A 23856-nucleotide genomic window follows, 5' to 3' on the forward strand; every position below is an offset into this window, starting at 1 on the left:
AAACGAAACGGTTTCGTACGCCTTGAGGCTAGACGAGCTTCAGCGAAACGGCAACGTTTCGATGGGGCCCGGGAAAGCGCGCCGTGTACGTCGTGGCGGAACCGGAACCCGGCCGGCGCCGCACCCCGGTTCGCGCTCACCGAGGTGCGGGGACTTTCAGGCTGTGGCGCCCTGGATACACCGCGAAGGTCCGGCCCAGGAACTCGCGGACACCGCACGCCGTCGCAGTGAGGTCGCCACCATGTCCCAAGCCCCGCCCCCCGCAGGACCGTCGAACCGCGCCCGGCCGGTGACGAGGTCCGGCCCGGCGGCGGCCCCCGACGCCCGGCACGCCGATCAGCCGGCCCCCCGCGGCACGGCCCTGGTGACCGGCGCGTCCTCCGGTATCGGCGCCGCCGTGGCCCGCCGGCTGGCCGCCGAGGGCGGCTGGCGGATGGTGCTCAACGGCCGCGACCTCACCCGTCTGGAGCAGGTGGCCGCCGAGGTGTCGGCCGTGACCGTCGCCGCGGACCTCAACCGGCCGGGCGCCGACCGCGAGGTGGCCGAGGCCGCCCTCGACTACCTCGGCCGCGTGGACCTGGTCGTGGCGGGCGCCGGCGTCGGCTGGGCCGGCGACTTCACCGGCATGCCCCGCGCCCGCATCGAGGAACTCGTCGGCACCGACCTGCTGGCCACCCTGCACCTCGTGCGCGGCCTGCTGCCCCACATGGTCGCGGCGGGGTCCGGACGGATCGTGCTCCTCGGTTCCGTCGCGGGCAGCGTCGGCGTGCGGGGTGAGGCGGTGTACTCCGCGGTCAAGGCCGCCGTGGCCGTGTTCGCCGACGCGCTGCGCTACGAGCTGCGCGGCACCGGCGTCGGCGTCACCCATGTGGTCCCCGGCGTGGTCGACACCCCCTTCTTCGACCGGCGGGGCGCCCCCTACCGGCGGTCCCGGCCCCGGCCGGTGCCGCCCGAGCGGGTCGCGGACGCCGTGCTCACCGCCGTGCGGCGCGGCACGGACGAGGTCTACGTCCCCGGCTGGCTGCGGCTGCCCGCCCGGGTGCGCGGCGCCGCGCCGGGGCTCTACCGGCGGCTCGCCGCGCGCTTCGGGTGAGCGGCCGTGCTGACCGTCGGACTGGCACTGTGCTCGGCGCTGGCGAACGCCGCCTCCTCGGTGCTGCAACGCCGGGCCGCCGCGGTGCACGCCCCCGCGGAAGCCGGCGGGGCGGGCGGGATGCTGCGGGCGCTGCTGCGGCTGCTGCGGCGCCCGGACTGGCTGGCGGGCGTCGGTCTGCTGATGCTGTCCGCCGTGCTCCAGGGCTGGGCGCTCGCCGTGGGCAGCCTCTCGCTGGTGCAGCCGCTGCTCGCCACCGAGCTGCTGTTCACCCTGCTGGTGGGCAGCCTCGTCTTCCGGCGCCCCCCGGACCGCCGTACGTGGACGGCGTTCGTCGCCCTCGCCGTCGGGCTGGCCGTCTTCCTGCTGTCGGCCGCGCCGCGACCGGGCCGCACCGACGCGACGTCCCGGGCGTGGCTCATGGCGGGCGGGGTGGCCTGCTGCGTCGTGGTGCTGCTGGTACTGGTCGCCCGTACGGTACACGGGGCGGCCCGCGCGGTGCTGTTCGGGCTCGGCGCCGCGGTGTCCTTCGCGACCACCGCCGCGCTGCTCAAGGAGACCGTGGGGCAGCTGCGGTTCGGGCCCGGCGCGATGTTCTCCCACTGGTCGCCGTACGCCACCGCCGCCGTCGGGCTCGTGGCCTTCCTGTTGCTGCAGAGCGCGCTCGGCGCGGGGTCGCTGGCCGCGTCGCAGCCCGCGCTCACCCTGGGCGACGCGCTCACCAGCGTGGCGCTCGGCTGGGCGCTGTTCGAGGAGTCCGTCCAGCTCGGGCTGCGGATCATCCCGGAGATCATCGGCATCGCGCTGATCGGCGCGGGCAGCATCGGACTGGCGAACGCGTCCTCCGTCCGCCGGGGTTGGGACACCCCCGGCGAACGGGGCGGCAGGCACCCGGGGAGACGCGATGAGTGAACACGCGGCCCGGCCGTCCGCCCGCGCCCTCCGCGCGGCCGCCACGCTGCTGCCGCTCGCGCTCGCGGGCGTCCACGCCGGTCCGGCCGCCACGTGGCTCCCCGGCGTGCGGCTGCCGTGGTTCCCGGGGCTCGCGGGTACCGGGAGGCACGACCACGTCGCCCTGACCTTCGACGACGGCCCCGACCCGCTCGCCACGCCGCGCTTCCTCGACGCGCTGGACGTGCTCGGTGTGCGCGCCACCTTCTTCGTGCTCGGCGAGCAGGCGGTGCGCCATCCGGCACTGGTCACGGAGACCGCCCGGCGCGGGCACGAGGTCGCGGTGCACGGCTGGCGCCACGACCGGCCCTGGCGCCCCGCCGTCGCCCGTGAGTCCGAGGGGGTCACCCGCACCGCCCGCGCGGTACGGGACCTCACCGGCCACCGCCCCCGCTGGTACCGCCCGCCCTACGGCATCCTCACCTCCCCCCGCTGGCTGGCCGCCCGCCGCGCGGGCCTGCGCCCGGTCCTCTGGACCGCCTGGGGCAAGGACTGGCGCGCGGAGGCCACGCCGGAATCGGTCCACGCACTGGTCACCGCGCAGCTGTGGGGCGGCGGCACGATCCTGCTCCACGACTCGGACCGACTGGCGGCGCCGGGCTGCTGGCGGGCGGCCCTCGCCGCGCTGCCGGCCGTCGTCGGGGACTGCCGGGAGGCGGGGCTGACGGTGGGGCCGTTGCGGGAGCACGGGCTGCGCTGATCCTCGGTCGGCGGGCCGGGGCACATGCCCCGGCATCTCGGTCGGCCGGTCGGACACGCGCCGGGTCGCTGGCGGTGCGTGTCCGACCGCCGCGCGGGCCGGGTTCGGTCGCCGCTGTCACGGTCCGGTTCGGGCGGCCTGCTGCCAGTGGCCCGTCGTGGTCCCGGTCGTGCGGTGTGGCTGCCTGTCCTGGGGCGCTCGGTGCTTCCGGGTCCTGGGCGTGTCTCCGCCGGACGGTGTACGGCTTCGGTGCGTCCGTCGGCGGGTGCGGGACGCTGCCGGGAACCGGCCGCGCGGCCCGCCCGTACCCGTCGGTCGACCCGACTGGCCGCCTCCTCCGTGGCGTCGGGCCCGGTCCGTGCCACAGTGAATCGGAGGCGCGCGTTCATGTCGGGCCCGCACGCGCGCCGCGGTGAGCACGGGAGGTGCCGTGAGTCGGTGGCGGCGCGGCCTGCACCGCGCGTGGGCGTGGATCCGTGTCCAGGCCCTGTTCGAGCACGGCCGGGAGCTGGAGCTGATGCACCGGGCCATGGGTTTCGCCACCCTGGCCCTGGTGACGCTGGCCCCCCTGCTCATCGTGGTCGCGGCCGCGGACCCGCTGGTGCAGGGCGGGTTCGCCTCCTGGCTGACCGACGGCATGGGGCTGTCCGGGCGGTCGGCGCGCGTGGTCACGGACGTCATCAGCCCTCCGCACAGCGTCATCGGCACCACCAGCGCCTGGAGCGCTCTCCTGCTCGCCGTGTTCGGCGTGTCCTTCGGGGGCAGCGTGCAGAACGCCTACGAGCGCATCTGGGGCCTCGCCGCCGGGCCCTGGCACCGGGTCTGGCGGCAGGCCACCTGGCTGGTCGTGCTCACGGCGTACCTCTACCAGGAGGTGGCGACCAAGGCGGCGCTGCACGGTTCCCAGCGGATCATGCTGTCCGGGGTGAGCGGGGTGCTGTTCTTCTGGTGGGGGCAGCACTTCCTGCTGGGCAACCAGGTCCGCTGGCGCGAACTGCTGCCGGGCGCGCTGGCCACCGTGGTGGGTCTCGCCGGCCTGCGCGCCTTCTCCTACCTCGTCTTCACGCCCCTCATCGTCACCAACGCCCTCAGCTACGGCGCGGTCGGCACCGTCCTCGTCCTGGAGTCCTGGCTGATCGGCGTCGGCTTCGTCATCTACGGCGGCGCCGTGTTCGGCCGCTGGTTCTGCGAGCACCACTGGATGCCGGACCACCACCACGACGACCCGGACACCGACCACGACGAGGACAGGGAACCCTAGTCGTCCAGCTGCACCCCGGGGATGATCCCCGGCAGCCGGATACTGTCCGGCGCCGCCGTGGCCGCCCGGCCCGTGGCCGTGGTCGTGGCCCTCACGTGTTCTCCGTCCCGTCGGCAAGCCGCAGACCTCCCGGACACGGTTTCCCGCCGGGCACGCCTCCCTCCCCCCTCGCGCGGTGATCCGGCCGTTCGCCCGCACCCATGGCGGACCCCGCGGCCGGCGAGCGAGGCGGACCCCGGTTCGGCGTGCCGACTCGCGGGCGCCGCGTGGCCTCACCGGGGAGGGCCGGTCGGGCCCGGCGGCACCCTGTCGGCCCATCGCACCGGCGAGCCGTCCGCGGTCCACTGGGACCACCACCGGACGTCCGCAGGCAGAAGAGGCACGTCATGACCGGCACCACTCACCAGACCAGTGGCACGACCCAGGCACGAGAAGCCGACGTGCACCGATTCGAGGTCACCCATGTCGGCGGCGACGCCTACAGCGTCGACATCCGCGGGCACCGCGTCCAGGTCGACCAGCCCATCGAGGCGGGCGGCACGGACACCGCGCCGACGCCCGTCGAACTGTTCGCCGCTTCCCTGGCCACCTGTGTCGCCTTCTACGCGGGAAGCTACCTGCACCGGCACGGCCTGCCCCGCTCCGGACTGCGGGTTCGTGCGCAGTACGCCATGGCCTCCGACCGTCCGGCCCGCGTGGCCTCCCTGCGGATCGTGATCGTCGCGCCACCGGAACTTCCCGAGGAGCGCCGCGCCGGTCTGCTGGCCGTGGCCTCGCACTGCACCGTCCACAACACGCTCAAGCAGCCACCGGAGGTCGGCATCGAACTGGCGTGAGCACGTGCCGGTGCCGACGGACCCCCCGCCGCTACCGGCATTCTCCGCTTCCGCCGGATGGCGCACGGCGGTGGCCGACGCCACAGCGCCCGGCGGTCGGTCCGGAGACGATCGACGAACACGCCGGCACATCGGCCGGGGCAGCCGTACGTGGCCGCCCCGGCACTCCTGCGTGCTGTCCCCGCGCCCTTCCCCCTCCCGCTTTCCGTCCCCTCGCCCTCGTCCCGGCTGCTGGAGTCCGGCCGGGACGGCGTCGGGCACCGCGGCGAGCGCTGCGGTCCCTGCGGCGGATCCGGCCGCCATGAACCCACCCGTCCGGACACCGAGGCCCGCGGTGTCGTCGGCTCGCAAGACCGACCTGGTGACCGCCGGATGGTGAGTGAACCCGGATGGCACCGTCGCGTCACAGGCGTCGAGCGGTCATCTCTGCCATGCTGACGCCGTGTCAACCGGCAAGGTGGCCCACGAGGTTTCCGGACTCCGCCACCAGGGCCGGGGCCTCCGGCACTTCGGTGTTCGGCCGTAGGCGCGGGCGGACAGCGGCCACAAACGTGCGTGCCGAGCGTCGGCACGCCCACCGCCTCCCCGGTCCGCACCGCCGACGACACGCCGTGGGCGGCGCGAACGGCATGGGACGTGCGGGTGCCCGGCACCCCTGGACCTCGCGCTCACCTCGGGGGACCGACCCTCATGGCGACGACCGCGCCCCCGCGGGGGCCGCTTCGATTGACTCAGCGCGTGGAGGGCGCTCATGGCACAGACTCTTCCAGGGTCGGGCGAACAGCAGGTCACCACCCGTGAACCTCGGGTGCCCTCCGGAGTGCGGATCCGGGACTACCTGACGACCACCGACCACAAGAAGATCGCCCATCTGTATTTCATCACCTCGTTCGGGTTCTTCCTGCTCGCCGGTGTGCTGGCGATGATCATGCGGGCGGAACTGGTTCGTCCGGGCCTGCAGATCGTCACCAACCAGCAGTACAACGAGCTGTTCACGATCCATGGAACGATCATGATGCTGCTCTTCGCGACCCCCACGTTCGCCGGGTTCGCGAACGCCGTCATGCCGTTGCAGATCGGTGCCCCGGACGTCGCGTTCCCGCGTCTGAACGCTCTGTCGTACTGGCTCTTCCTCTTCGGCGGACTGATCGTCCTGTCCGGCTTCTTCGTCGACCAGGGTGCGGCGCCTTTCGGCTGGTTCGCCTACGCCCCGCTGAACAACGCGGTGCACTCTCCCGGGCACGGCGGCGACCTGTGGGCGATGGGGCTCGCGGTGGCGGGCGTGAGCACCACGCTCGGTGCCGTGAACTTCATCGCCACGATCGTGTGCCTGAGGGTGCCGGGCATGACCATGTTCCGGATGCCGATCTTCACCTGGAACATCCTCTTCACGTCGATCCTCGTGCTGCTGGCCTTCCCTGTGTTCACCGCCATCCTGTTCGCCCTGGTGGCCGATCGGGCCTACGGGGCGCACGTCTTCGACTCCGCCTCGGGCGGCGCGCTGCTGTGGCAGCACCTGTTCTGGTGGTTCGGCCATCCGGAGGTCTACATCGTGGCACTGCCGTTCTTCGGCGTCGTCACGGAGATCATCCCGGTGTTCAGCCGCAAACCGGTCTTCGGATACGTCGGCATGGTGGCCGCGACGATCTCGATCACGATGCTGTCGGCCACCGTGTGGGCCCACCACATGTTCGCCACGGGCGCGGTGCTGCTGCCGTTCTTCGCCCTGATGTCCTTCCTGATCGCCGTTCCGACCGGCGTGAAGTTCTTCAACTGGATCGGGACCATGTGGCGGGGCAGCGTCTCCTTCGAGACGCCGATGCTGTGGGCGGCCGGCTTCCTGGTGACGTTCCTGCTCGGGGGGCTCAGCGGTGTCCTCATCGCCTCCCCGGCCCTGGACTTTCACCTGACCGACACGTATTTCATCGTCGCCCACCTTCACTACGTCCTGTTCGGCACGATCGTCTTCGCCATGTTCGCCGGCTTCTACTTCTGGTGGCCCAAGATGACGGGGAAAATGCTCGGCGAACGCCTCGGGAAGATCCACTTCTGGACGCTGTTCGTCGGCTTCCAGACCACGTTCCTCGTGCAGCACTGGCTCGGTGAGATGGGGATGCCCCGCCGCTACGCGGACTATCTGCCGGCCGACGGTTTCACCCTCTTGAACACCATCTCGTCGATCGGCGCCTTCCTGATCGGCCTTTCCACCCTGCCCTTCCTCTACAACGTGTGGAAGACCGCGCAGCACGCCCCCGAGGTCGGCATGGACGATCCCTGGGGCTGGGGCCGCTCGCTGGAGTGGGCCACGTCGTGCCCCCCGCCCCGCCACAACTTCACCGCGCTGCCGCGCGTACGGTCCGACTCACCGGCGTTCGATCTGCACCACCCCGAGGTGCGGGAGGAACTGGGGCCGTCGGCTCGCGGAACGGTCGAGCCGACCCCGGACACCTTGGGAGAGCAGAGCGAATGAAATCCGAGGCGTACCTCTTCGCCGGCGTCGCGCTGTTCTTCCTCCTCACCGACGCGGCCTACATCTGGTTCGCGCGCGAACCCGCCGGCATCGCCGCGTTGACCGTCTCGTTCGGCATGGCGTCGGTGATCTCGTTCTTCTGTTTGATCAACTACCGGCGCAAGGGGGTGCGCCCCGAGGACCGGCCGGACTCCGACATCCGTGAGCGCACCGGTACGCTGGACTTCTTCCCCCCGTACAGCGGCTACCCGGTCGTCACCGCGCTGGGCGCGGCTGTGATCGCCGTCGGGATCGTCTACGGCGTATGGATCATCATCATCGGGTTCGGACTCCTGTGGCCGGGAGTCTTCGGCCTGGTCTTCCAGTTCGGAAACCGAGAGAGCCGGTGAGGTCGTTCAAGGGCGCCCCGGCCAGGAGGAACGCCCTCCCTGCGGCCGACCGCTGCCCGTCGGGCCGGGGCCGCCGCCGGCCATTGCGTGAACGGTCCCCGGCCGGGCATGATGCCTCGCATTGATCGTCCGGCAGGGGTGCGACAGCTGTGAACCAGGAAGCCCGCGACGGCGGAGCGGAATCGTCGGGAACCATCGGCCGAGTCCGCTACCGGGCTTCGTGGCAGCAGACCCTGCCACTGGCGCTGATCCTCGGTGCCGTCGTGCTGACGCAGTGGTCGAACCCCCTGCTGTGGGCGCACCAGCGGCCCGGACTGTTCGACATGCCGTTCGGCTCGCGGATCCTCGCCCTGGTGCTGCCGCTCCTCATCACGCTCGAACTGTGGGTGCTGAGCCGCTACGTCGGGGTGACCCTGACCCCCGAGGCGGTCGTCGTCCACAACCTGCGCCGCCGGACCATCCCGTGGAGCCGGGTGGCCGAGGTCGCGGTGGAGCCGTTCACCGGAGGACGGCGGGTGGTCCTCTACGAGACGGACGGCCGCCGTACCCCGCTCCGCGTGCCCAGTTCCGGATTCCTGTCCCGCGACCGCCGGTTCGACGAGAAGGCCGCGGCCATCCGGGGCTGGTGGCTCGCCGGCGGGGGCGTGGCCCGAGTCGAGGACACGGCCGGTGAACCCGAGGCATGGGGGCACACCTACGGCCGGCTGCCCGAGCGACTGGTGATGCGACCTGCGCCGAGCCGGTCGGTGCCCGCGGTCCTGCTGCTCGGCTGGCTCGCGGCCGACGCGCTGATGGCGGGGTTCGCCGAGGGTCCCGGCTCCGCCCACCCGACGCTCCTCAGCCGCACGCTCGGCGCACTCGTCGCGATGTCGCTGCTGCTGGGCGCGGGCTTCCTGAGTCTCGGCAGAGGCGTCGTCCTCACCGCCGACCACCTGGTCGTACGAGGGCTTCGGCCCCGAACCGTGCCCCGGGACGAGATCCGGGGGATCGCCGTCGAGCGCCACCGCGGCGGGCGCAGGCCGGTCCTCCTCGAAGCGGACGGCCGCCGGACGCCCCTGCCGGTACCGCGTGTCGGACGGGTGCTCTGGGACTCGGAGTTCGAAGCGAAGGTCCGAACGCTGGGGGACTGGTGGCGCACCCACGCGGCGGCCGGCACGACCGCGACCGACGCGGCGCTCCGACCCTCGGACCAGCCGTCGCTCCAGCCACCGCTCCCTCCCTACCGCGGACCGCGTCTGTGGCAAAAGGGAGTGGTGACGCTGGCCTGCGTCGTCCTCGGCTACGAGATCGTCCTGTCGGTCGTGGTCGGAGCCCTGTTCCTCGCCGTCGGCCAGTGAGAAGCCCCCACCCCGGGTGACGACGCCGGTCACTCCTCGGCGTCGACGCCGCCCGCTACCGGATCCGCCGTGCGACCGGCGATCTGCAGGCGTTCCTCCGCCGTCGTGGGGGGTTCGACGCGGTCCCGGTAGTACCAGGAACTCAGCGACGCCCGAAGGCGTGAGCGCAGCGGTGCCTGGCGTCCGGGGGCCTTGAGCGGCCGGGGAAGCTCCCTGACCAGCAGGCGGTAGCGGCGCGCCCGGTCGAGGCCCGTGTGGCGCTCGGCCATGCCGCCCGCGAGGTCCTGACGGACCACACCGGTCTCCACCCCCTCCTGGTACAGATGGCGCTCGTGCAGTTGCAGCGCGAGACAGACGCGCCTGGTGACGAGGTACGCGACGACGGGGCCGACGACGAGGGCGATGCGGAAGACCCAGGTGAGGCTGTTGACGGAGAAACCGAACAGAAAGGCCGTCACGTCGTTGCCGCCCGCCATGAGCAGCACGGCGTATGCGACGATGCCCGCCACGCCGAGACCCGTCCGCACCGGCCGGTCGCGGGGCCGGTCGCACAGATGGTGCTCCAGCAGGTCCCCGGTCACCCACCGCTCGAAGACGGGGTACAGGTACAGCAGGGCGAAGAGCAGTGCGGGCAGGACCACCGCGGGCAGGAGGACGTTCCACATGAAGGTGTGCCCGGCGATGTCGGTCTCCGCGGCCGGCATCAGCCGCAGGGCCCCTTCCAGGAAGCCGACGTACCAGTCGGGCTGGGCGTCGGTCGAGACCTGGTCGGTGACGTACGGGCCGTAGTCCCACACGGGATTGATCTGTGCCACGCCCGCCAGCAGCGCGGTGACGCCGAAGACCATCAGGGACAGCCCGGTCGACCTGACCGCGAACGAGGGGTACATGGGCTGCCCCACCACGTTCCGGTTGGTCTTCCCGGGGGCCGCCCACTGCGTGTGCTTGAGGTAGACCACCAGGAACAGATGCACGGCGACGAGGGCGATCAGCAGGCCCGGGACGAACAGCACGTGCAGGATGTAGAGCCGCTGGCCGAGCACGGTGCCGGGGTAGGCGCCACCCCAGGCGAAGAGAGCCAGGTAGGTGCCGACGACCGGGATCGACATCACGATGGTGTTGGCGGTGCGCAGGCCGGTGCCGGACAGGAGGTCGTCCGGGAGCGAGTAGCCGCAGAAGCCCTCCAGGAGGGCCAGCATGAACAGGGTCACGCCGATGACCCAGTTGAGTTCTCTCGGCCTGCGGAAGGCGCCGGTGAAGAAGATCCTGAGCATGTGGACGCCGATGGCGGCGACGAAGACGAGGGCGGCCCAGTGGTGCATCTGCCTGATCAGCAGGCCGCCCCGCACGTCGAAACTCACGTGGAGGGTCGACTCGTACGCCTTCGAGACCAGAACGCCCTGCAACGGCCCGTACGAGCCGGAGTACGTCACCTGGGCCAGGCTCGGATCGAAATAGAGCGTCAGATAACTGCCGGTGAGCACCAGGACGACGAGACTGTAGAGAGCGATCTCCCCGAGCAGGAAGGACCAGTGGTCGGGGAATGCCTTGCGCAACAGTTGTCCGGCGAGTTCCGAGATCGGCGCGCGCCGGTCCATCACCACGTACGCCTGGAAGGCCGCCTGTCGCGCCTTCGCCTTCGCCCTCGCTCTGCGCTGCCGCAGCATGCCGCACCACGCTCCTCCACGTCTTGTGCCGCACCGCGCAGCGCGCCTCGGTCGGCCGCGTGCCGGGGAGCGGCCGAGTGCCGCGTGCTTCAATCTTGATCGTGATCCCGAGGCGCGTTGCGCAGGCATGCCGAGGGGGCACGCTTTTCAGCGGTGATCGAGCGGGCGGACGTCCCCGTTCGCGTCCCGGCACACGACGCCGAGCGGTGCACAAGGCCACCAGGGAGTGGGAGTGGGCAGTCGGAGCGGCATCATCGAGGTACTGACGGCGGACCACCGGAGGATCCAACGTCTTGTCGACCGTATCCGCTGCTCGCCACCCGGTGGCAGCCGGCGGAAGACGCTCGTCGAGGAGCTGTGCACCCGTCTGGTCCGGCACTTCGCGGTGGAGCGCGAGTACCTGGGCCCGGCCTTGCGCCGGTACCTGCCGGACGGCGGTACCCACGCGGAGGGCCGGCTCGCCGAGTACCGCGAGATCGAGGAGCTGCTGACCCTGCTGGAGGCTCGGGAGCCCGACGACGAGCGGTTCGGGGAACTCCTGGTCTCGGTGGTCGCCCGGGTGACGGAACACGTCGTCGTGCAGGAACAGCTCCTCTTCCCGCGCCTCCAAGGGGTCTGTCCCGCCGATGTCCTGCAAGAACTGGAATCGAAGGCGTGCGGAGCGGAGCCCTCCGCGCCGACCCGTCCCGGGGCGGGCGCACCCGGACCGGCCCCGGCGGGGAGAAGCGCCGCCCCGGTGCGCGGCCCCTGGGACCACCTCCGTGACGCCGTGTCCCGCCGCGGCCGGCATTGACCCTCCGCGTGCACGTCGCCCGGCCCCCGGGAGGACGGGACGGCGTACGGAGCCGCGGCGGCGTGTCCCGAGACACGGACGACGGCTCCTCGCGGGTGATCGGCCGTCGGCGTCCCCTGCCGCGCCTCACGGTCCGGGCGGACACCCGCTCCGACCCCCCGGCCCGCGAACCGGATCCCCTGCGGATGTCGCGGGTCTCCGGGTCGTCGGCCAGGGCGTCTCGTGTTCACCGTGTCCGCGTCGTCGCCCGCCGCCTCGGAGCCGTGGTTCCGGGGCGTTGGGCCCGCCGTGGCCGGGTCGTGGTCCCCGGCTTTCGGACTCGGGGTCTCCGGGGCGTCGCCCCGGGCTCCGGGCTCGCCGTGTGCGGATCGCCGTGCCTGGTCCTGCCCTTGGGCCTGGTGCCTCGGGATCGGGTTCCGGGTCGTTCGGTCTGTCGTGGCCGGGGTCGGGGTTTCCGGTTCTCGGGATGTGGCCCCGGTTTCCGGGCCTGCGGGTCGTCGCCCCGGCTGTCGGGTTCGCCGTTCGTCGCGAAGCCGTCCCCGGCCTCCGGGGCCGCCGTCCCGGTCGCGAAGCCGTCCCCGGTCGCCGAACCGGCATCCCCCACGGCCGGCCCGGCGCGCGGCGAGTCCGTAGGCGGGCCCGGTGCCGGGGCGCGTCGTCACGCCAGCTGCCGCTGGACCAGTTCGTGCAGCCGTCCCGTGGTGTCCGCGAGCAGTTCGGCGGGGCTGCCCTGCTGGACGACCCGGCCCTCCTCCATCACGATCACCCGGTCCGCGTCGAGGACCGTGGACAGGCGGTGGGCGATGACCACGCGGGTGGCGTGGAGCTTGCGGGTGCTGTCGATGACGATGCGCTGGGTGTCGTTGTCCAGGGCGCTGGTCGCCTCGTCGAGGAAGAGGACGCGGGGGCGGCGGATCAGCGCCTGGGCGATCATCAGGCGCTGGCGCTGGCCCCCGGAGACCGAGCCGCTGCCGGAGACGATGGTGTGCAGGCCCATCGGCATGCGCTCGATGTCCTCCGCGAGCCCCGCCATCTCCGCCGCCGCCATCGCCTCCTCGGGGGTGTACGGCTCGGTGCCGCAGATGACGTCGAGGATGGATCCGGTGAACGGCTGGGCGTGCTGGAGCACCACCCCGCACTGGCGGCGCACCGCCGACTGGTCCAGCGCCGCGAGGTCCTGGCCGTCGTAGAGGACGCTGCCGGAGACCGGCCGGTCGAAGCCGATCAGCAGCCGCAGTAGGGTGGACTTGCCGCAACCGCTGGGGCCGACGACCGCGACGAACTCGCCGGGGCGGATCGTGAAGGTGACGTCGTCCAGGACGAGCGGGCCGTCGTCGGCGTACCGGAAGGAGAGGCGGCGGGCCTCCAGTGCGCCGGAGAGCGGCCCGGGGCGGGTGCTCGCGGCGCGGACCTCGGGGGCGGCGTCCAGGACCGGCCGGATCTCCTCGAACAGCGGCAGCGCGGCCACCGCCGACACCAGCGAGCCGGTCAGCTGGGTGACCGAGGTCAGCACCATCGTCACCGACGTGTTGAAGGTGAGGAAGTCCGCCGCCGACAGTGTGCCCTTCGCCGGTCCCGCGAGCAGCATGAACATCAGCAGCGAGCACACCGGCAGGTAGACCGCGCCGAGCACGGTGGTCAGGTTCTTGATCCGCCCCGCCTTCCGCTGGAGCTCCCGGCCGCGCGCGAACTCCCGTGCCCAGGCGGCGTACGCGTAGTTCTCCGCGGCCGCGACGCGCAGCTTGGGCAGCCCGCGCAGGGTCTGGAAGGCCTGGTTGTTCAGCCGGTTGCCGAGCACCACCAGCCGCCGCTGCCAGCGCACCTGCCACAGCCCGAGCCCCAGGAACACGGCCGCGATGACGACCAGCATGCCGACCGCCGCGAGCGCCATCGGCACGCTGTACCACAGCAGCAGGCCGAGGTTCATCGCGCCGACCGTCACCGACTGGGCGACCACCGGGCCGACGCCCGCCAGCATCCGGCGCATCGCGCTGATCCCCATGGCGGCACTGGCCAGTTCGCCGGTGGAGCGCGTGGTGAAGAACCGGGTGGGCAGCCGCAACAGCCGGTCCCAGACGGCCGGTTGCAGCGCCGCCTCGACGCGGCCCTCCAGGCGCAGGATGGAGAGGTTCTCCAGCAGTGTGAACGCCGTCGACACCACCCCGCTCACCATGACCGCCAGACACACCTGGACGATCAGGCCCTCCTCGGCCCTCGGCACGTACTCGCCGAGCACCTTGCCGGTGGCGATCGGCACCAGCGCTCCGATCGCCACCGTCACCAGCCCCGCGAGCAGCAGGCCGAGCAGATCGCCGCGGGCGCCGCTCATGGTGAAGCGGAGCAGGCCGAGCGGGGAGAGCGCCTGGTCGGGCAGCGGCCGGTAGAACATCACCGCGCGCGGCTCGAAGTCCTCGGCGTTCACCTTGCCGACCGGGGTCTCCCGGCCGGTGCCGGGGTGGACGGCCGCGTAGCCGCCACGCCGCCACAGCAGCGCGACCGGCGCCCCGGACAGTGCCCGCCGCCCCACCAGTGGGCCCACGTTCTCCCGCCACCAGCGGCCTTCGAGGCGTACGGCGCGGGTGCGTACCCGGGAAGCGAGCGCCACCCGCTCGACCGGATCGAGGCGCTCGCTCTCGGTGCCGCTGCGCGCGGGCTCGGCCAGCGTGATCCCGGCCGCCTCCGCCACCAGCACGCAGGCCGCGTACGTGGCGTCGGCGTCGGCGGCCGTCGTACGACGTCCCGAGCGGCGGCCGATCGAGGCCAGCAGGGTGCGGTCCGCCTGGGCGCCCGCGGCCTCACCGGCCTTGATACCGGCGGCCGTCCGGGTCTCGTGGCTGCGCTCCAGCTGCTCGATCCAACGGTCCAGCGCGGTCAGCAGCCGGTACTGCTGGTCGACCATCGACTGCCACAGCGCCGGGTCCACCAGCAGATCGGCGGCGGCCTCCGCGCCGTACAGGGAGCCGTACTGGACGCTGCCGGGCGGCACCTGCATCCAGAACACGTCGTCGTCCGTGGGGACTTCGGGCCGCTCCTCGGCCATCGGGGCCTGGAAGAGGACGGACAGGCCGCGGCCGACGCCGAGCGCGAGGGCGTACTCCAGCGGGCTGGAGGCGGGCGGCACGTACTGGGGCCGCCCGTACTCGTCGTACGACCAGGTCTGGGTGCCCGCCGGCTGGTACAGCTCGCGGAGGTTCACCCGGTGCACCACGCAGTCGCGCACCGGGCGGGCCACCAGGGTGTGCTGGGGACCCGTGACCGGGCCGAGCAGCAGCGCGCCCGCCTCCAGACGGCCCAGGTGGTGCCAGTGGCCCTGCCGGCCGGCGTCCACCGCGAACAGGTCCAGGGCGCCGGCCGCCACCAGCCACAGCACCTCGGGCCCCGCCAGGTCGAGGCGGGTGAACCCGGCGCAGTCGACCCGGGTGCCGAGGGTGCCCAGTGCCCCGAGCACCAGGTCGCCGTCGTACCCCTCCTGAACAGACGTCATCAACGCTCCCTGACCAGCGCCGCGTACGCGCCGCCACGCGCCACCAGCTCCTCGTGCCGCCCGCGTTCGACCACCGTGCCGTGCTGGAGCACGACGATCTCGTCGCTGTCGCGGACCGTGCTCAGCCGGTGCGCGATCACCACGCAGGCGCAGCCGCGGCGGCGCAGGTTGTCCATCACCACCAGCTCGGTCTGCGCGTCCAGCGCGCTGGTCACCTCGTCGAGCACCAGGATGCTCGGCCGTCGCACCAACGCCCTCGCGATCTCCAGCCGTTGGCGCTGCCCGCCGGAGAAGTTGCGGCCGTCCTGCTCGACCTCGCCGTGGATGCCGCCGGGCCGCCGCGCCACCACCTCGTACAGGGCGGCGTCCTTCAGCGCCTCCACCACCGCCTCGTCCGGGATCGAGGGGTCCCACAGGGCGACGTTGTCGCGGACCGAGCCCTCGAAGAGGAAGACCTCCTGGTCCACGAAGGAGACGGAGGCGGCGAGCGCGCCGCGCGGGATGTCCTCCAGGCGGCGGCCGTCGATGCGGATCACCCCGTCCCAGGGCGCGTACAGTCCCGAGATCAGCCTGGACACCGTGGACTTGCCGCTGCCCGAGCCGCCGACGAGCGCCACCTGCCGCCCGGGGCCCACGGTCAGGTCGAAGCCGGTCAGCAGCGGTTTGTCCAGCGGGCTGTAGCCGAACGTGACGTTCTCCAGTTCGACGTGGCCGTGCAGTCGGCGGGTGGAGTCTCCGGGGCCGCCGCGGGCGTGGAGCGGGTCGGCCCGGAAGTCCTCCACGTCCTTGAGGCGGGCCACGTCGGCCGCGAAGTCCTGGATGCGGCCCGCCACCCCGTTGAGCCGGGTGAGCGGTGCGGTGAAGCGGGTGACCAGCGCCTGGAAGGCCACCAGCAGACCCACCGAGACATGGCCCTCGACGGCGCGCAGACCGCCGATCCACAGGATCAGCGCGCTGTTGAACGTGGCCAGCGTCGGCGCGACCACCCCGAGCCACGCGCTCGGCACCCCGAGCCGCTGCTGCTCCTCCAGCGTGGTGGCGTGCTGCCCGGCCCACTTGCGGAAGTAGCCGTCCTCACCACCGGTCGCCTTCATCGTCTCGATCAGCTGGAGCCCGGTGTAAGCGGTGTCGGTCAGCCGGGCGGTGTCCGCGCGCAGCTTCGCCGTACGGGTCGCGCGCAGCCGTACGACCAGCCGCATGGCGAGGACGTTCAGCAGGGCCACACCGATGCCGACGAGCGTCAGCTGCGCGTCGTAGGTGTAGAGGAGCACCGCGTAGAGCACGACCACGATCGCGTCCACACCGGCCGCCGCGAGGTCGCGGGCCAGGGTCTCGGCGACCTGGTCGTTGGACTGGAGGCGCTGCACCAGGTCGGCGGGGGAGCGCTGGGCGAAGAACGTCACCGGCAGCCGCAGCAGATGACGCAGGAAGCGGGCGCTGGTCAGGGTGGAGGAGATGATCCGGCCGTGCAGCAGATTGGCCTGCTGCAACCAGGTCAGCACCAGGGTGAGCAGCACACAGGCGGCCATCGAGGCGAACAGCACGCCGAGCAGCGAGGTCTGGCCGCCGATCAGGAACATGTCGATGTAGGTGCGGCTCAGCGCCGGTACGGCCGCGCCGACCGCGACCAGCAGCAGGCTGGCCAGCACCGCGGCGGGCAGGGTGCCCGCGGTGCCGCGCAGCCGGGCCGGCATCGCGCCCAGTACGCCCGGCTTGCGCCCGCCCCGGGTGAAGTCCGCGCCGGGCTCCAGCACCAGGACGACACCGGTGAAGCTGCCGTCGAACTCCTCCAGGGGCACGAAACGGCGGCCCTTGGCGGGGTCGTTGATGTGGATGCCGCGCCGGCCCAGGCGGCGGCCCATGCCGTCGTAGACGACGTAGTGGTTGAACTCCCAGAACAGGATGGCCGGGGCGCGCACCTCGGCGAGGGCGGCCAGGTCCATCTGCATGCCCTTGGCGGTCAGGCCGTAACCGCGCGCCGCCTTCAGGAGGTTGCTGGCGCGCGAGCCGTCCCGGGAGACGCCGCAGGCGATGCGCAGCTCCTCCAGCGGGACATGGCGGCCGTAGTGGCCGAGGACCATCGCGAGGGAGGCGGCGCCGCACTCGACGGCCTCCATCTGGAGCACGGTGGGTGTACGGGCCCTGCCGGTACGGGACTTCGGGCCCGGACGCCGGGCGGGCGCGGCGCGTCTGCGGCCGTGGGTCTGCGGGGGAGCGGGCGTCACGGGAGCAGCCAATCGACGGGGTGCTGGTCGGCCAGCCGGATCGAGGCGGAGGCGAGGGTCATGGATTCCAGACGGAAGGGCGGCCCGTCGGCGGTCGACCACCGGTAACCGCTCCTGGTCTCCCCGGAGTCGTCCAGGCGCACGGTCACGGCGACCGGGCGGCCGTCCCTGGTGAACTGCCGGCCGAGCTGGCTGTCGCCGAGGAACGCGGCGATCGACTGGGCGGACTGCGCGGACCGGTCCACCGAGCGCACCCGGCCGTGCAGCACGCCGTAGCGCTGCGCCGGCACCGAGGAGACGGTGAGGTCGACGGAGGCGTGTGCGGGGATGGCGGCGGCGTTCTCGGCGGGCACGTACACGGTGGCGTACAACGGGTCCCCGGGGTGGGCGACCTTCTCGACGGCGGCCACGTCGGTGCCGGTCCGGACGATCTGCCCGATGGTGGCGGCGAGCGTGGTGACGCGGCCCGCGGCGACCGTGCGCACGACTGAATCCCCTTGGGCGGTACGGATCTTGACCACCGGGGCGTTGGCGGGCAGCTGCTCGCCCTGCCGGGTGAGGACGGCCGTCACCTGCCCCGCCACGGGACTCTGCAGCACATAACTTCCCTGCCCGTGCGTGAGGATGGCGTCCGCGTTCACCGTGGAGGCGACCGAACCGGTGACCGCCCAGACGGAGGCCGCGGCCATGACGGCCACGGTGACACCGAGCGCGAGCCGGCCCTGCGGGCGGGCGAGCCGCACCGGGAGGTCCAGTTCCTGGGGCGACCGGAGCTTGGCGAGAGCCTGTTGGCGGAACTGCACGGAACTTCCCTCACCTGTGGTGCGGATGACGGGGTTTCGGGACGCCCGGCAGTCCCGGAGCCGGGGCGGCTCCGGGACTGCCGGGCGTGAGGAGGGTGGTCAGAGACCGGCGACCAGGCCGGTGACCGGGGCCACGTTCAGGCCGGTGACACCCTCGACCGTGCCGATGGCCGTGCCGGCCAGGTCGGAGACCGGGGCGATGCCGTTGACGGCGCCGGTCACGGTGCCGAGGGCGTTCACCTGCAGACCGCCGGAGACGGCGTCCAGCTCGGCGTCGGCGATCTCGGCGGTCTCGACCTGGGGGGTGGAGTTCATGATGGAACTTCCCTTCATATGGATCTTCACAAGGGGGGAACGGCCCCCGCCGGGAAACGGACGGAAGGCCGCGGCCGCGGGTGGCGGGCTCCGTCGCCGGGGCCCGTCGGCCCCCCGCGGTGCGAAGGATCAAAGCACGCGGGCCGCGCGCGCTTCCACTCAATCAGGGCCCTCACCAGGGAACTTGATGCACGAGAGGACTCAACCGTGCAGGCGCGGGCACGTCTTGTCGGCGACTTTTTCACATGCCGCACCGCATCGTCGCGGCCGCGGGCTTGCCTCGGGCGCCGTGCCCGGCAATCGCGCGCGCCGGAGGCGGGCAGGCGGCGCGCGGATGTGCAGAAGAGCCGACCGCGGTGCCTTCGTTGAGCATTCAATGTGCAGATTCCCTGAAGCGTGGCTTCCGGTACGCGACGGGAACCGACCGCCACCGATCGACCGCGGAGCGTGTCGTTCCGGGTGGGGGACTCAGCCGTCGCCCGCCCGCAGGAGCAGCACTGCCACGTCGTCCAGCCGCGCCCCCGCCGGCACGCTCGCGCGGATCAGCTCGTCCGCGAGGGCCTCCAACGGCAGATCGCCGGCCTCCGCGAGCCGGGCACCCAGCTCGGAGAGGGCGTCCTCGATGTCGACACCCGGGGCTTCCACCAGGCCGTCGGTGTAGAGCACGAGGACCGAGCCGGGCGCGAGCGACACCTCCGTCGTCGGGTACGACGCCGACGCCTCGATGCCGAGCAGCGGGCCCCCGGCCAGGTCCAGCACGCGCACCCGGCCGTCGGGGCGTCTGAGCAGCGGCGGCGGATGCCCCGCGCGCGCCATCACGGCCTGTCCGGCCACCGGATCCAGCCGCAGGTACAGACAGCTGGCGAACAACTCCGAGCCCAGATCGACCAGCAGCCGGTTGATGCTGACCATCACCTCGTGCGGGCCCTGCCCCACCGCGGTGTACGCCCGCACCCCGGTGCGCAGCTGCCCCATCAGGCCCGCCGCCGTGACGTTGTGCCCCTGCACGTCCCCGATCACCGCCGCCGCCAAGGGGCCGGCCCGCACCAGATCGTAGAAGTCGCCGCCGATCTCCATGCCCTGGGTGGCCGGCAGGTACCGGGCCGCCGCCTCCACACCCGGCAGCGCCGGCAGCGAGTGCGGCAGCAGCGCCTGTTGCAGTCCGTGCGCCAGCTGGTGCTCGGCGTCGTACAGCATCGCGCGCTCCAGGGCCTGCGCGATCAGCCCGCCGAGCGCGGTGAGCACGGCCCGTTCGTCGGCGTGGAAGACCCGCGGCTCGGCGTACGCCAGCACACAGGCGCCGACCGGCCGACCGGAGGCGATCAGCGGCAGGTACGCCCAGGCCGCGAAGCCGTCCGGGCTCTCCCCGCGCTCCGGATAGAGCCGCCTCAGCTGCTCCCGGGACTCGAAGAACGCGGGCACCCCGCTGCTCAGCGCGCGCATGCCCGGGGTCCGCTCGGACAGCGGCAGCCCGTCGAACCGGTCCACCGCGTGCGGATCGGTGTACCCGCGGTGCCCCAGCACATGCAGCCGCCCGGCCTCGGCCGAGGCCATCACCATCGCCCGGCAGCCGACCGTCGGCGCCAGCTCGTCCCACACCAGCCGCACCACGTCCCGCACCCCCACCGCCTCGGTCAGCGCGCCCGCCAGGCTCAGCACCTGCGAGATCGTCACCAGCCGCGGCGCGCCCGACTCCGCCACCGCGCTGCCCGGGGCCACGTCGCCCATCGGCCGCGCCCGTCCGACGCGCACGCTGAGCCCGGTCAGGCTCGGGTACAGCCGGAACGACAGCCAGTCGCCGGGCGGCCGCAGCGCCACGAACGAGGTAGGCCGCTGGCTCAGCAGCGCGGCCCGGTAGCGGTCCTCGTACGTCGGATCGTTCAGCCAGGGCACGGACACCCACGGCAGGGTGCCGAGCAGCTCCTCCGCGGTCAGCCCGAGCAGGGTGGCGGCGGCCGGGCTGACGTAGCCGATGCGGCCGCGCAGATCCAGCGACACCAGGCCGTACGGCAGCCGGGCCACCATCCGGGCCGCCTCGACGGTGCCCAGCGTGCCCGCCAGCTCCGGCGCGGGCGCCGCGAGCAGATCGTGCTCACGGCCCAGCGGCCTGTGCTCCGCCGAGGCCCGTTCGAGGCGGACCGCCAGCCGCTCGCAGGCCGCGGTCAGCCGGGCGCGCTCCTCGGCGGACAGCTCCGACGGATGCCCGCCGGGCCAGGTCACGAACACCGCGCCGTAGACCTCGTGTTCCGTCGCCACCGGCAGCGCGGCCAGCGCGAACGGGTACGGCAGCACCACCGCGACCCGCGGATAGCGCCCCGCCATCTCCTCCTCGCCGCTCACCCACACCAGCTCCCGCCGCCGCACCGCGTCCACGACCGGGAGCGGCGCGCCGAGCCCCAGCCGCTCCCACGGCGCCGCGAACGCCCGGGGCAGGCCCGCGTGCACCGCCATCTCCAGCACCGGCTCGTCGCGACGGAGCAGGTACACGGCGCCGGAGTGGGCGTGCACCTCCTCCATCATCGAGGCCAGCGCGACCGACAGCACCGGCTCGCCGCCCGGTCTCCCGGCGGCCGCCGGTGCCCGCGTGGGCCCTGGCCCTTCGGACACGCCGACCACCTCCTCCTACGGCCGCGTGTCGCACTCGGGACCAAGACTCCTCCGTGGCGGCGCCCAGCGCACGGCGAGCGCCCCGCGCGAGGCCCGGTCGAGGGTGCGGGCCGGGACGCTCCTCGGAGGGCCCGCCGTGCGGTGAACGCCTTCCCCCGCTCCAGCCGGGTCACCGCGTCCGCCCCGTCGGCGGCCGGCCCCGCGCGCCGCCGGCCCTCCTTCGGCACCACCCGGCGGCGGCCGCGGGAACTCCGGCACCTGGAAGGACGGCGCTCGCCGGTCCGGGACCGGCCTGCCGGTGCCGTCCGCCACCGCGGGGACCGGCGTGCCGCGCTCGTCCACGACGTACCGCCGCGCGAACGCGCCGTGTCTCGGCAAGGAGAAGGCCGTTCGGTGCCTTCGCCGCGTGGGGGCCTCGGTTGCCGGTTGGACAGGCGCGCCGGCCGGACCGCGCCTAGATTCGATGGGGTGGCACACACCTTCGAAGAACTGGTGCAGAAGCAGCGGGCGGCCGACGCGGCCCAGACCACGGTCGAGGGGCTGCGGGAGACGTACGGTCCCCCGGCCGAACGGGGCATGACCGGCGCCCAGTCGGGCACCTACGAGACCGCCCTGCGCGCCTGGCGTGACCTCGCCCGCGATGCGCAGACCGCGCTGAGCGAGTACGCGAAGGAGACGGGCCGTCCGCGCGCCGACATCGAGGCCGAGGTGGAACGCGCCGCCGCGCGGCACGGCGAGAGACCGCCGGCCGGCTGACGCGCCGGGGCCGGCACAGGCGCGAACCCTGGTATCCGTCTCCCCGCGCCGGGTACCCGGGGTCCATGAACACTGCCATGTACGAAGCGGCCACCGGCAGGCAGGCCTTCGGATACGTCCTCGTCCTGGTCGCCGGGGTCGTCCTGGTCGGCGGACTGATCTGGGCCTTCCGGCTGGGTTTCGAGGTGCGCCGGCGCGAGCCCGCTCCACCGCGCCCCGAGGAGCAGCCCAAGCTGCCGCCGACGGGCCCGGTGCACGAGACCAGTGAGATGCGCGAGCCGCGCGAGGTGCCGAGGGCGGCCGACGAGAGCGAGCGGCTCACCCCGCACCAGCTCGACAACATCCGCTCCCGGCGCGCCGACGACCAGAGCCGTCCGCGCTGGTCGCCCGGGTCCAGCGGGTCCTTCGGCGGCGGTGGGGGCGGCCGCACCTGAGCGGCCGCGTCCGGGCGGCCGGCGTTCGCGGGCCGCGCCGGGCGGTTACCCGCGCCGGACAGCTCACACCAGGTCCGCACGGCGCCGACGTTCCGGCCCCGGGGGGCCAGGGCAGACGGAAAGCGGATGAGGCGACGTGACCGCGCAGACGACCGGGAAGCAGTGCGTACCGCAGGCCGAGACGGGGTGGGCGCAAGCCCATGGCCGACGGGACCGAGGGGTGCGTACCTGCGTCCCCGCCGTCCTTGACCGCCCCGGGGCCCGGCGGCAGGGGCGGTACGCGGAGGACGACATCGTGCGGGGCGAGGACCGAGCGGCGCGCCGACGGCGGTCCGTCCTACGGGCTCCTCCCGGTACGGCGCGCCGACGGCGGTGCGTCCTGCGGGGCTTCGCCCCCACGGCACTCGGGCGCCTGATCATCGTCACGGCGCCCCGGTGCCTGGTCCGCGGGCACCCGGCATACGGCCCGGAGAACGCGGCGGCCCGGTTCCCCACCGGCGAGGGAACCGGGCCGCCGTGCGCGGTCGGCCGCCGCGCTCAGCCGTGCGTCTTCGCCAGCAGCTCCAGGACCTCGGCGGTCGTGCCGGTCTCACCGAGCCTGGGGAAGATCTTCTCGACGCTGTGCGTGTGCGTCGCGGCGTCGCGGTCGGCCATCGCGTCGGTGGCGAGGGTGACGTGGTAGCCCATGGCGTACGCGTCACGCGCGGTGGACTCGACGCCGATGCTGGTGGCGATGCCGGTCAGCACGATCTGGGTGACGCCGCGGCGGCGCAGCTGCACGTCCAGGTCGGTGCCGAAGAGGGCGCTCCAGTTGTGCTTGGTGACCAGGATGTCACCGTCGTGGCCCGTCAGTTCGTCGACGATGACGTCCCAGCCCTCCGGGAACGCCGCGCCGCCGCCCTGCTGCTCGGTGCGGCCGGGCATGGCGTCGGAGAAGTCGGCGGCGAAGGACACCCGGACCAGCACGACGGGCAGGTTCCGGGCGCGGAACGCCTCGGCCAGCTCCACCGAGCGGGACAGGACGTCGGCGCCCGAGTGCGGCTGGGTGGGGGAGCCCACGATGCCGCGCTGGAGGTCGATCACGACGAGGGCGGTACGGGGGTCGAGCGTGGTGAGCGACATGGGTCGGTCAGGCCTTTCCAGGGTTCTTCGGGGGTTTCCGGGGGTCCGCCGGGTCTTCGGAGGGTCGGCCCGCTGCGGAGCAGGAGACCTCGGGCAGGGTGCGGCGGCGCCGCGCCGTCACGGCCGCGACAGCCGCTGCATCAGCTCCAGAGCCGCGAGGATCGTCTGCCGTTCCTCGTCGGAGTACCGGTCCTGCAAGGCGCGCGCCAGCCACTCCTCGCGCACCTGCCTGTTGCCCTCGACGCGGGCCCGGCCGGCGTCGGTCAGGGTGACCATCTGACGGCGGCCGTCGTCCGGGTCGGGGGTGCGGCGGATCAGGCCGTGCTGCTCCAGCGCGGCCAGCGTGGTGGCCATGGACTGCGGGCGCACCCCCTCGGCGGCGGCCAGCGCGCTCGCGGTGGCCGCGCCGTGCTTGCCGACCAGGCTCAGCGCCGACTCCTGCGAGGGGGTCAGGTCCGCGTCCCGCGCGACCTCGCGGATACGGCGCCGCAACCGGCTGAACACGACCCGCAGGTCGCGCGCCGCGCGGGCGGCCGCGTCGGAGATGTCTTCCATGCCGGTCAGCCTAGGTCCGTCAGGAATGGCTGTCCAGCTGAAACTGTTCAGCTTTGCC

19 protein-coding genes and 1 pseudogene are annotated in these 23856 nt (G+C 73.2%); 11 read left to right on the forward strand and 9 right to left on the reverse strand.

Annotated features, from left to right (window positions below; all coding sequences use genetic code 11):
• Positions 1–241 precede the first annotated feature (241 nt).
• The 8 genes from QSK45_RS27620 to QSK45_RS27655 all read left to right on the forward strand — a co-directional run bounded on the left by QSK45_RS27620 (position 242) and on the right by QSK45_RS27655 (position 9037).
• A complete protein-coding gene (locus QSK45_RS27620; RefSeq protein ID WP_285561603.1) occupies positions 242–1093 on the forward strand; it encodes an SDR family NAD(P)-dependent oxidoreductase in 852 nt (283 codons plus the stop codon).
• Between the two features lie 6 nt (positions 1094–1099).
• Complete coding sequence (locus QSK45_RS27625) at positions 1100–2005, forward strand: DMT family transporter (protein WP_285561604.1); 906 nt, start codon at positions 1100–1102, stop codon at positions 2003–2005.
• On the forward strand, positions 1998–2744 hold the full coding sequence (locus QSK45_RS27630; protein WP_285561605.1) for a polysaccharide deacetylase family protein: 747 nt from the start codon (positions 1998–2000) through the stop codon (positions 2742–2744). Before QSK45_RS27625 ends, QSK45_RS27630 begins: the two co-directional genes overlap by 8 nt.
• A gap of 430 nt (positions 2745–3174) precedes the next feature.
• Positions 3175–4005, forward strand: a complete 831-nt coding sequence (locus tag QSK45_RS27635; protein ID WP_285561606.1) for a ribonuclease BN — start codon at positions 3175–3177, stop codon at positions 4003–4005.
• A 386-nt stretch (positions 4006–4391) separates the two neighbouring features.
• Entirely contained in the window at positions 4392–4841 is a 450-nt protein-coding gene (locus QSK45_RS27640) for an OsmC family protein (protein WP_285561607.1), read from the forward strand.
• Positions 4842–5592: 751 nt separating this feature from the next.
• On the forward strand, positions 5593–7311 hold the full coding sequence (ctaD, locus tag QSK45_RS27645; protein WP_285561608.1) for an aa3-type cytochrome oxidase subunit I: 1719 nt from the start codon (positions 5593–5595) through the stop codon (positions 7309–7311).
• Entirely contained in the window at positions 7308–7700 is a 393-nt protein-coding gene (gene ctaF / locus QSK45_RS27650; protein WP_285561609.1) for an aa3-type cytochrome oxidase subunit IV, read from the forward strand. Before ctaD ends, ctaF begins: the two co-directional genes overlap by 4 nt.
• 149 nt (positions 7701–7849) lie before the next feature.
• Positions 7850–9037 (forward strand): hypothetical protein, encoded by a 1188-nt coding sequence (locus QSK45_RS27655; RefSeq protein WP_285561610.1) that lies wholly within the window; start codon positions 7850–7852, stop codon positions 9035–9037.
• A gap of 29 nt (positions 9038–9066) precedes the next feature.
• Here QSK45_RS27655 and qcrB read toward each other — a convergent pair whose 3' ends face one another.
• Positions 9067–10704, reverse strand: coding sequence for a cytochrome bc1 complex cytochrome b subunit (gene qcrB, locus QSK45_RS27660; protein ID WP_285561611.1), 1638 nt, complete (start codon positions 10702–10704; stop codon positions 9067–9069).
• A 232-nt stretch (positions 10705–10936) separates the two neighbouring features.
• Here qcrB and QSK45_RS27665 point away from each other — a divergent pair, with 232 nt between their 5' ends.
• A complete protein-coding gene (locus tag QSK45_RS27665) occupies positions 10937–11497 on the forward strand; it encodes a hemerythrin domain-containing protein (RefSeq protein ID WP_285561612.1) in 561 nt (186 codons plus the stop codon).
• Between the two features lie 658 nt (positions 11498–12155).
• Here QSK45_RS27665 and QSK45_RS27670 read toward each other — a convergent pair.
• From QSK45_RS27670 to QSK45_RS27695, 6 genes and pseudogenes are all read right to left on the reverse strand, one after another.
• Positions 12156–14981, reverse strand: coding sequence for an NHLP bacteriocin export ABC transporter permease/ATPase subunit (locus QSK45_RS27670; RefSeq protein ID WP_285561613.1), 2826 nt, complete (start codon positions 14979–14981; stop codon positions 12156–12158).
• Positions 14981–17218: an NHLP family bacteriocin export ABC transporter peptidase/permease/ATPase subunit gene (locus QSK45_RS27675; protein ID WP_490993624.1), complete on the reverse strand. Its 2238-nt coding sequence runs from the start codon at positions 17216–17218 to the stop codon at positions 14981–14983. Before QSK45_RS27675 ends, QSK45_RS27670 begins: the two co-directional genes overlap by 1 nt.
• Positions 17203–18009 (reverse strand): HlyD family efflux transporter periplasmic adaptor subunit, encoded by an 807-nt coding sequence (locus tag QSK45_RS27680; RefSeq protein ID WP_285561615.1) that lies wholly within the window; start codon positions 18007–18009, stop codon positions 17203–17205. The genes QSK45_RS27675 and QSK45_RS27680 overlap by 16 nt, the downstream gene beginning before the upstream one ends.
• Positions 18010–18108: 99 nt before the next feature.
• The gene (locus QSK45_RS27685) at positions 18109–18324 is read right to left on the reverse strand and encodes a type A2 lantipeptide (RefSeq protein WP_285561616.1); all 216 of its coding nucleotides are present in this window, start codon (positions 18322–18324) and stop codon (positions 18109–18111) included.
• A 468-nt stretch (positions 18325–18792) separates the two neighbouring features.
• Entirely contained in the window at positions 18793–20931 is a 2139-nt protein-coding gene (locus QSK45_RS27690; RefSeq protein WP_285561617.1) for a SpoIIE family protein phosphatase, read from the reverse strand.
• A 149-nt stretch (positions 20932–21080) separates the two neighbouring features.
• Positions 21081–21303: pseudogene (locus tag QSK45_RS27695) on the reverse strand (class III lanthionine synthetase LanKC N-terminal domain-containing protein); the annotation flags it as partial.
• Between the two features lie 96 nt (positions 21304–21399).
• Between QSK45_RS27695 and QSK45_RS27700 the strand changes: the two are divergent.
• Together QSK45_RS27700 and QSK45_RS27705 are read left to right on the forward strand one after the other, a co-directional pair.
• Entirely contained in the window at positions 21400–21687 is a 288-nt protein-coding gene (locus QSK45_RS27700; protein WP_285561618.1) for a hypothetical protein, read from the forward strand.
• Between the two features lie 65 nt (positions 21688–21752).
• Positions 21753–22121, forward strand: a complete 369-nt coding sequence (locus tag QSK45_RS27705) for a DUF6479 family protein (RefSeq protein ID WP_285561619.1) — start codon at positions 21753–21755, stop codon at positions 22119–22121.
• A gap of 537 nt (positions 22122–22658) precedes the next feature.
• Here the strand turns inward: QSK45_RS27705 and QSK45_RS27710 are convergent.
• Complete coding sequence (locus tag QSK45_RS27710) at positions 22659–23243, reverse strand: hydrolase (protein WP_285561620.1); 585 nt, start codon at positions 23241–23243, stop codon at positions 22659–22661.
• Between the two features lie 117 nt (positions 23244–23360).
• A complete protein-coding gene (locus tag QSK45_RS27715; RefSeq protein ID WP_285561621.1) occupies positions 23361–23798 on the reverse strand; it encodes a MarR family winged helix-turn-helix transcriptional regulator in 438 nt (145 codons plus the stop codon).
• Positions 23799–23856: the final 58 nt, after the last annotated feature.

This window comes from Streptomyces hygroscopicus subsp. hygroscopicus (assembly GCF_030269125.1).
Lineage (GTDB): Bacteria > Actinomycetota > Actinomycetes > Streptomycetales > Streptomycetaceae > Streptomyces > Streptomyces hygroscopicus_C.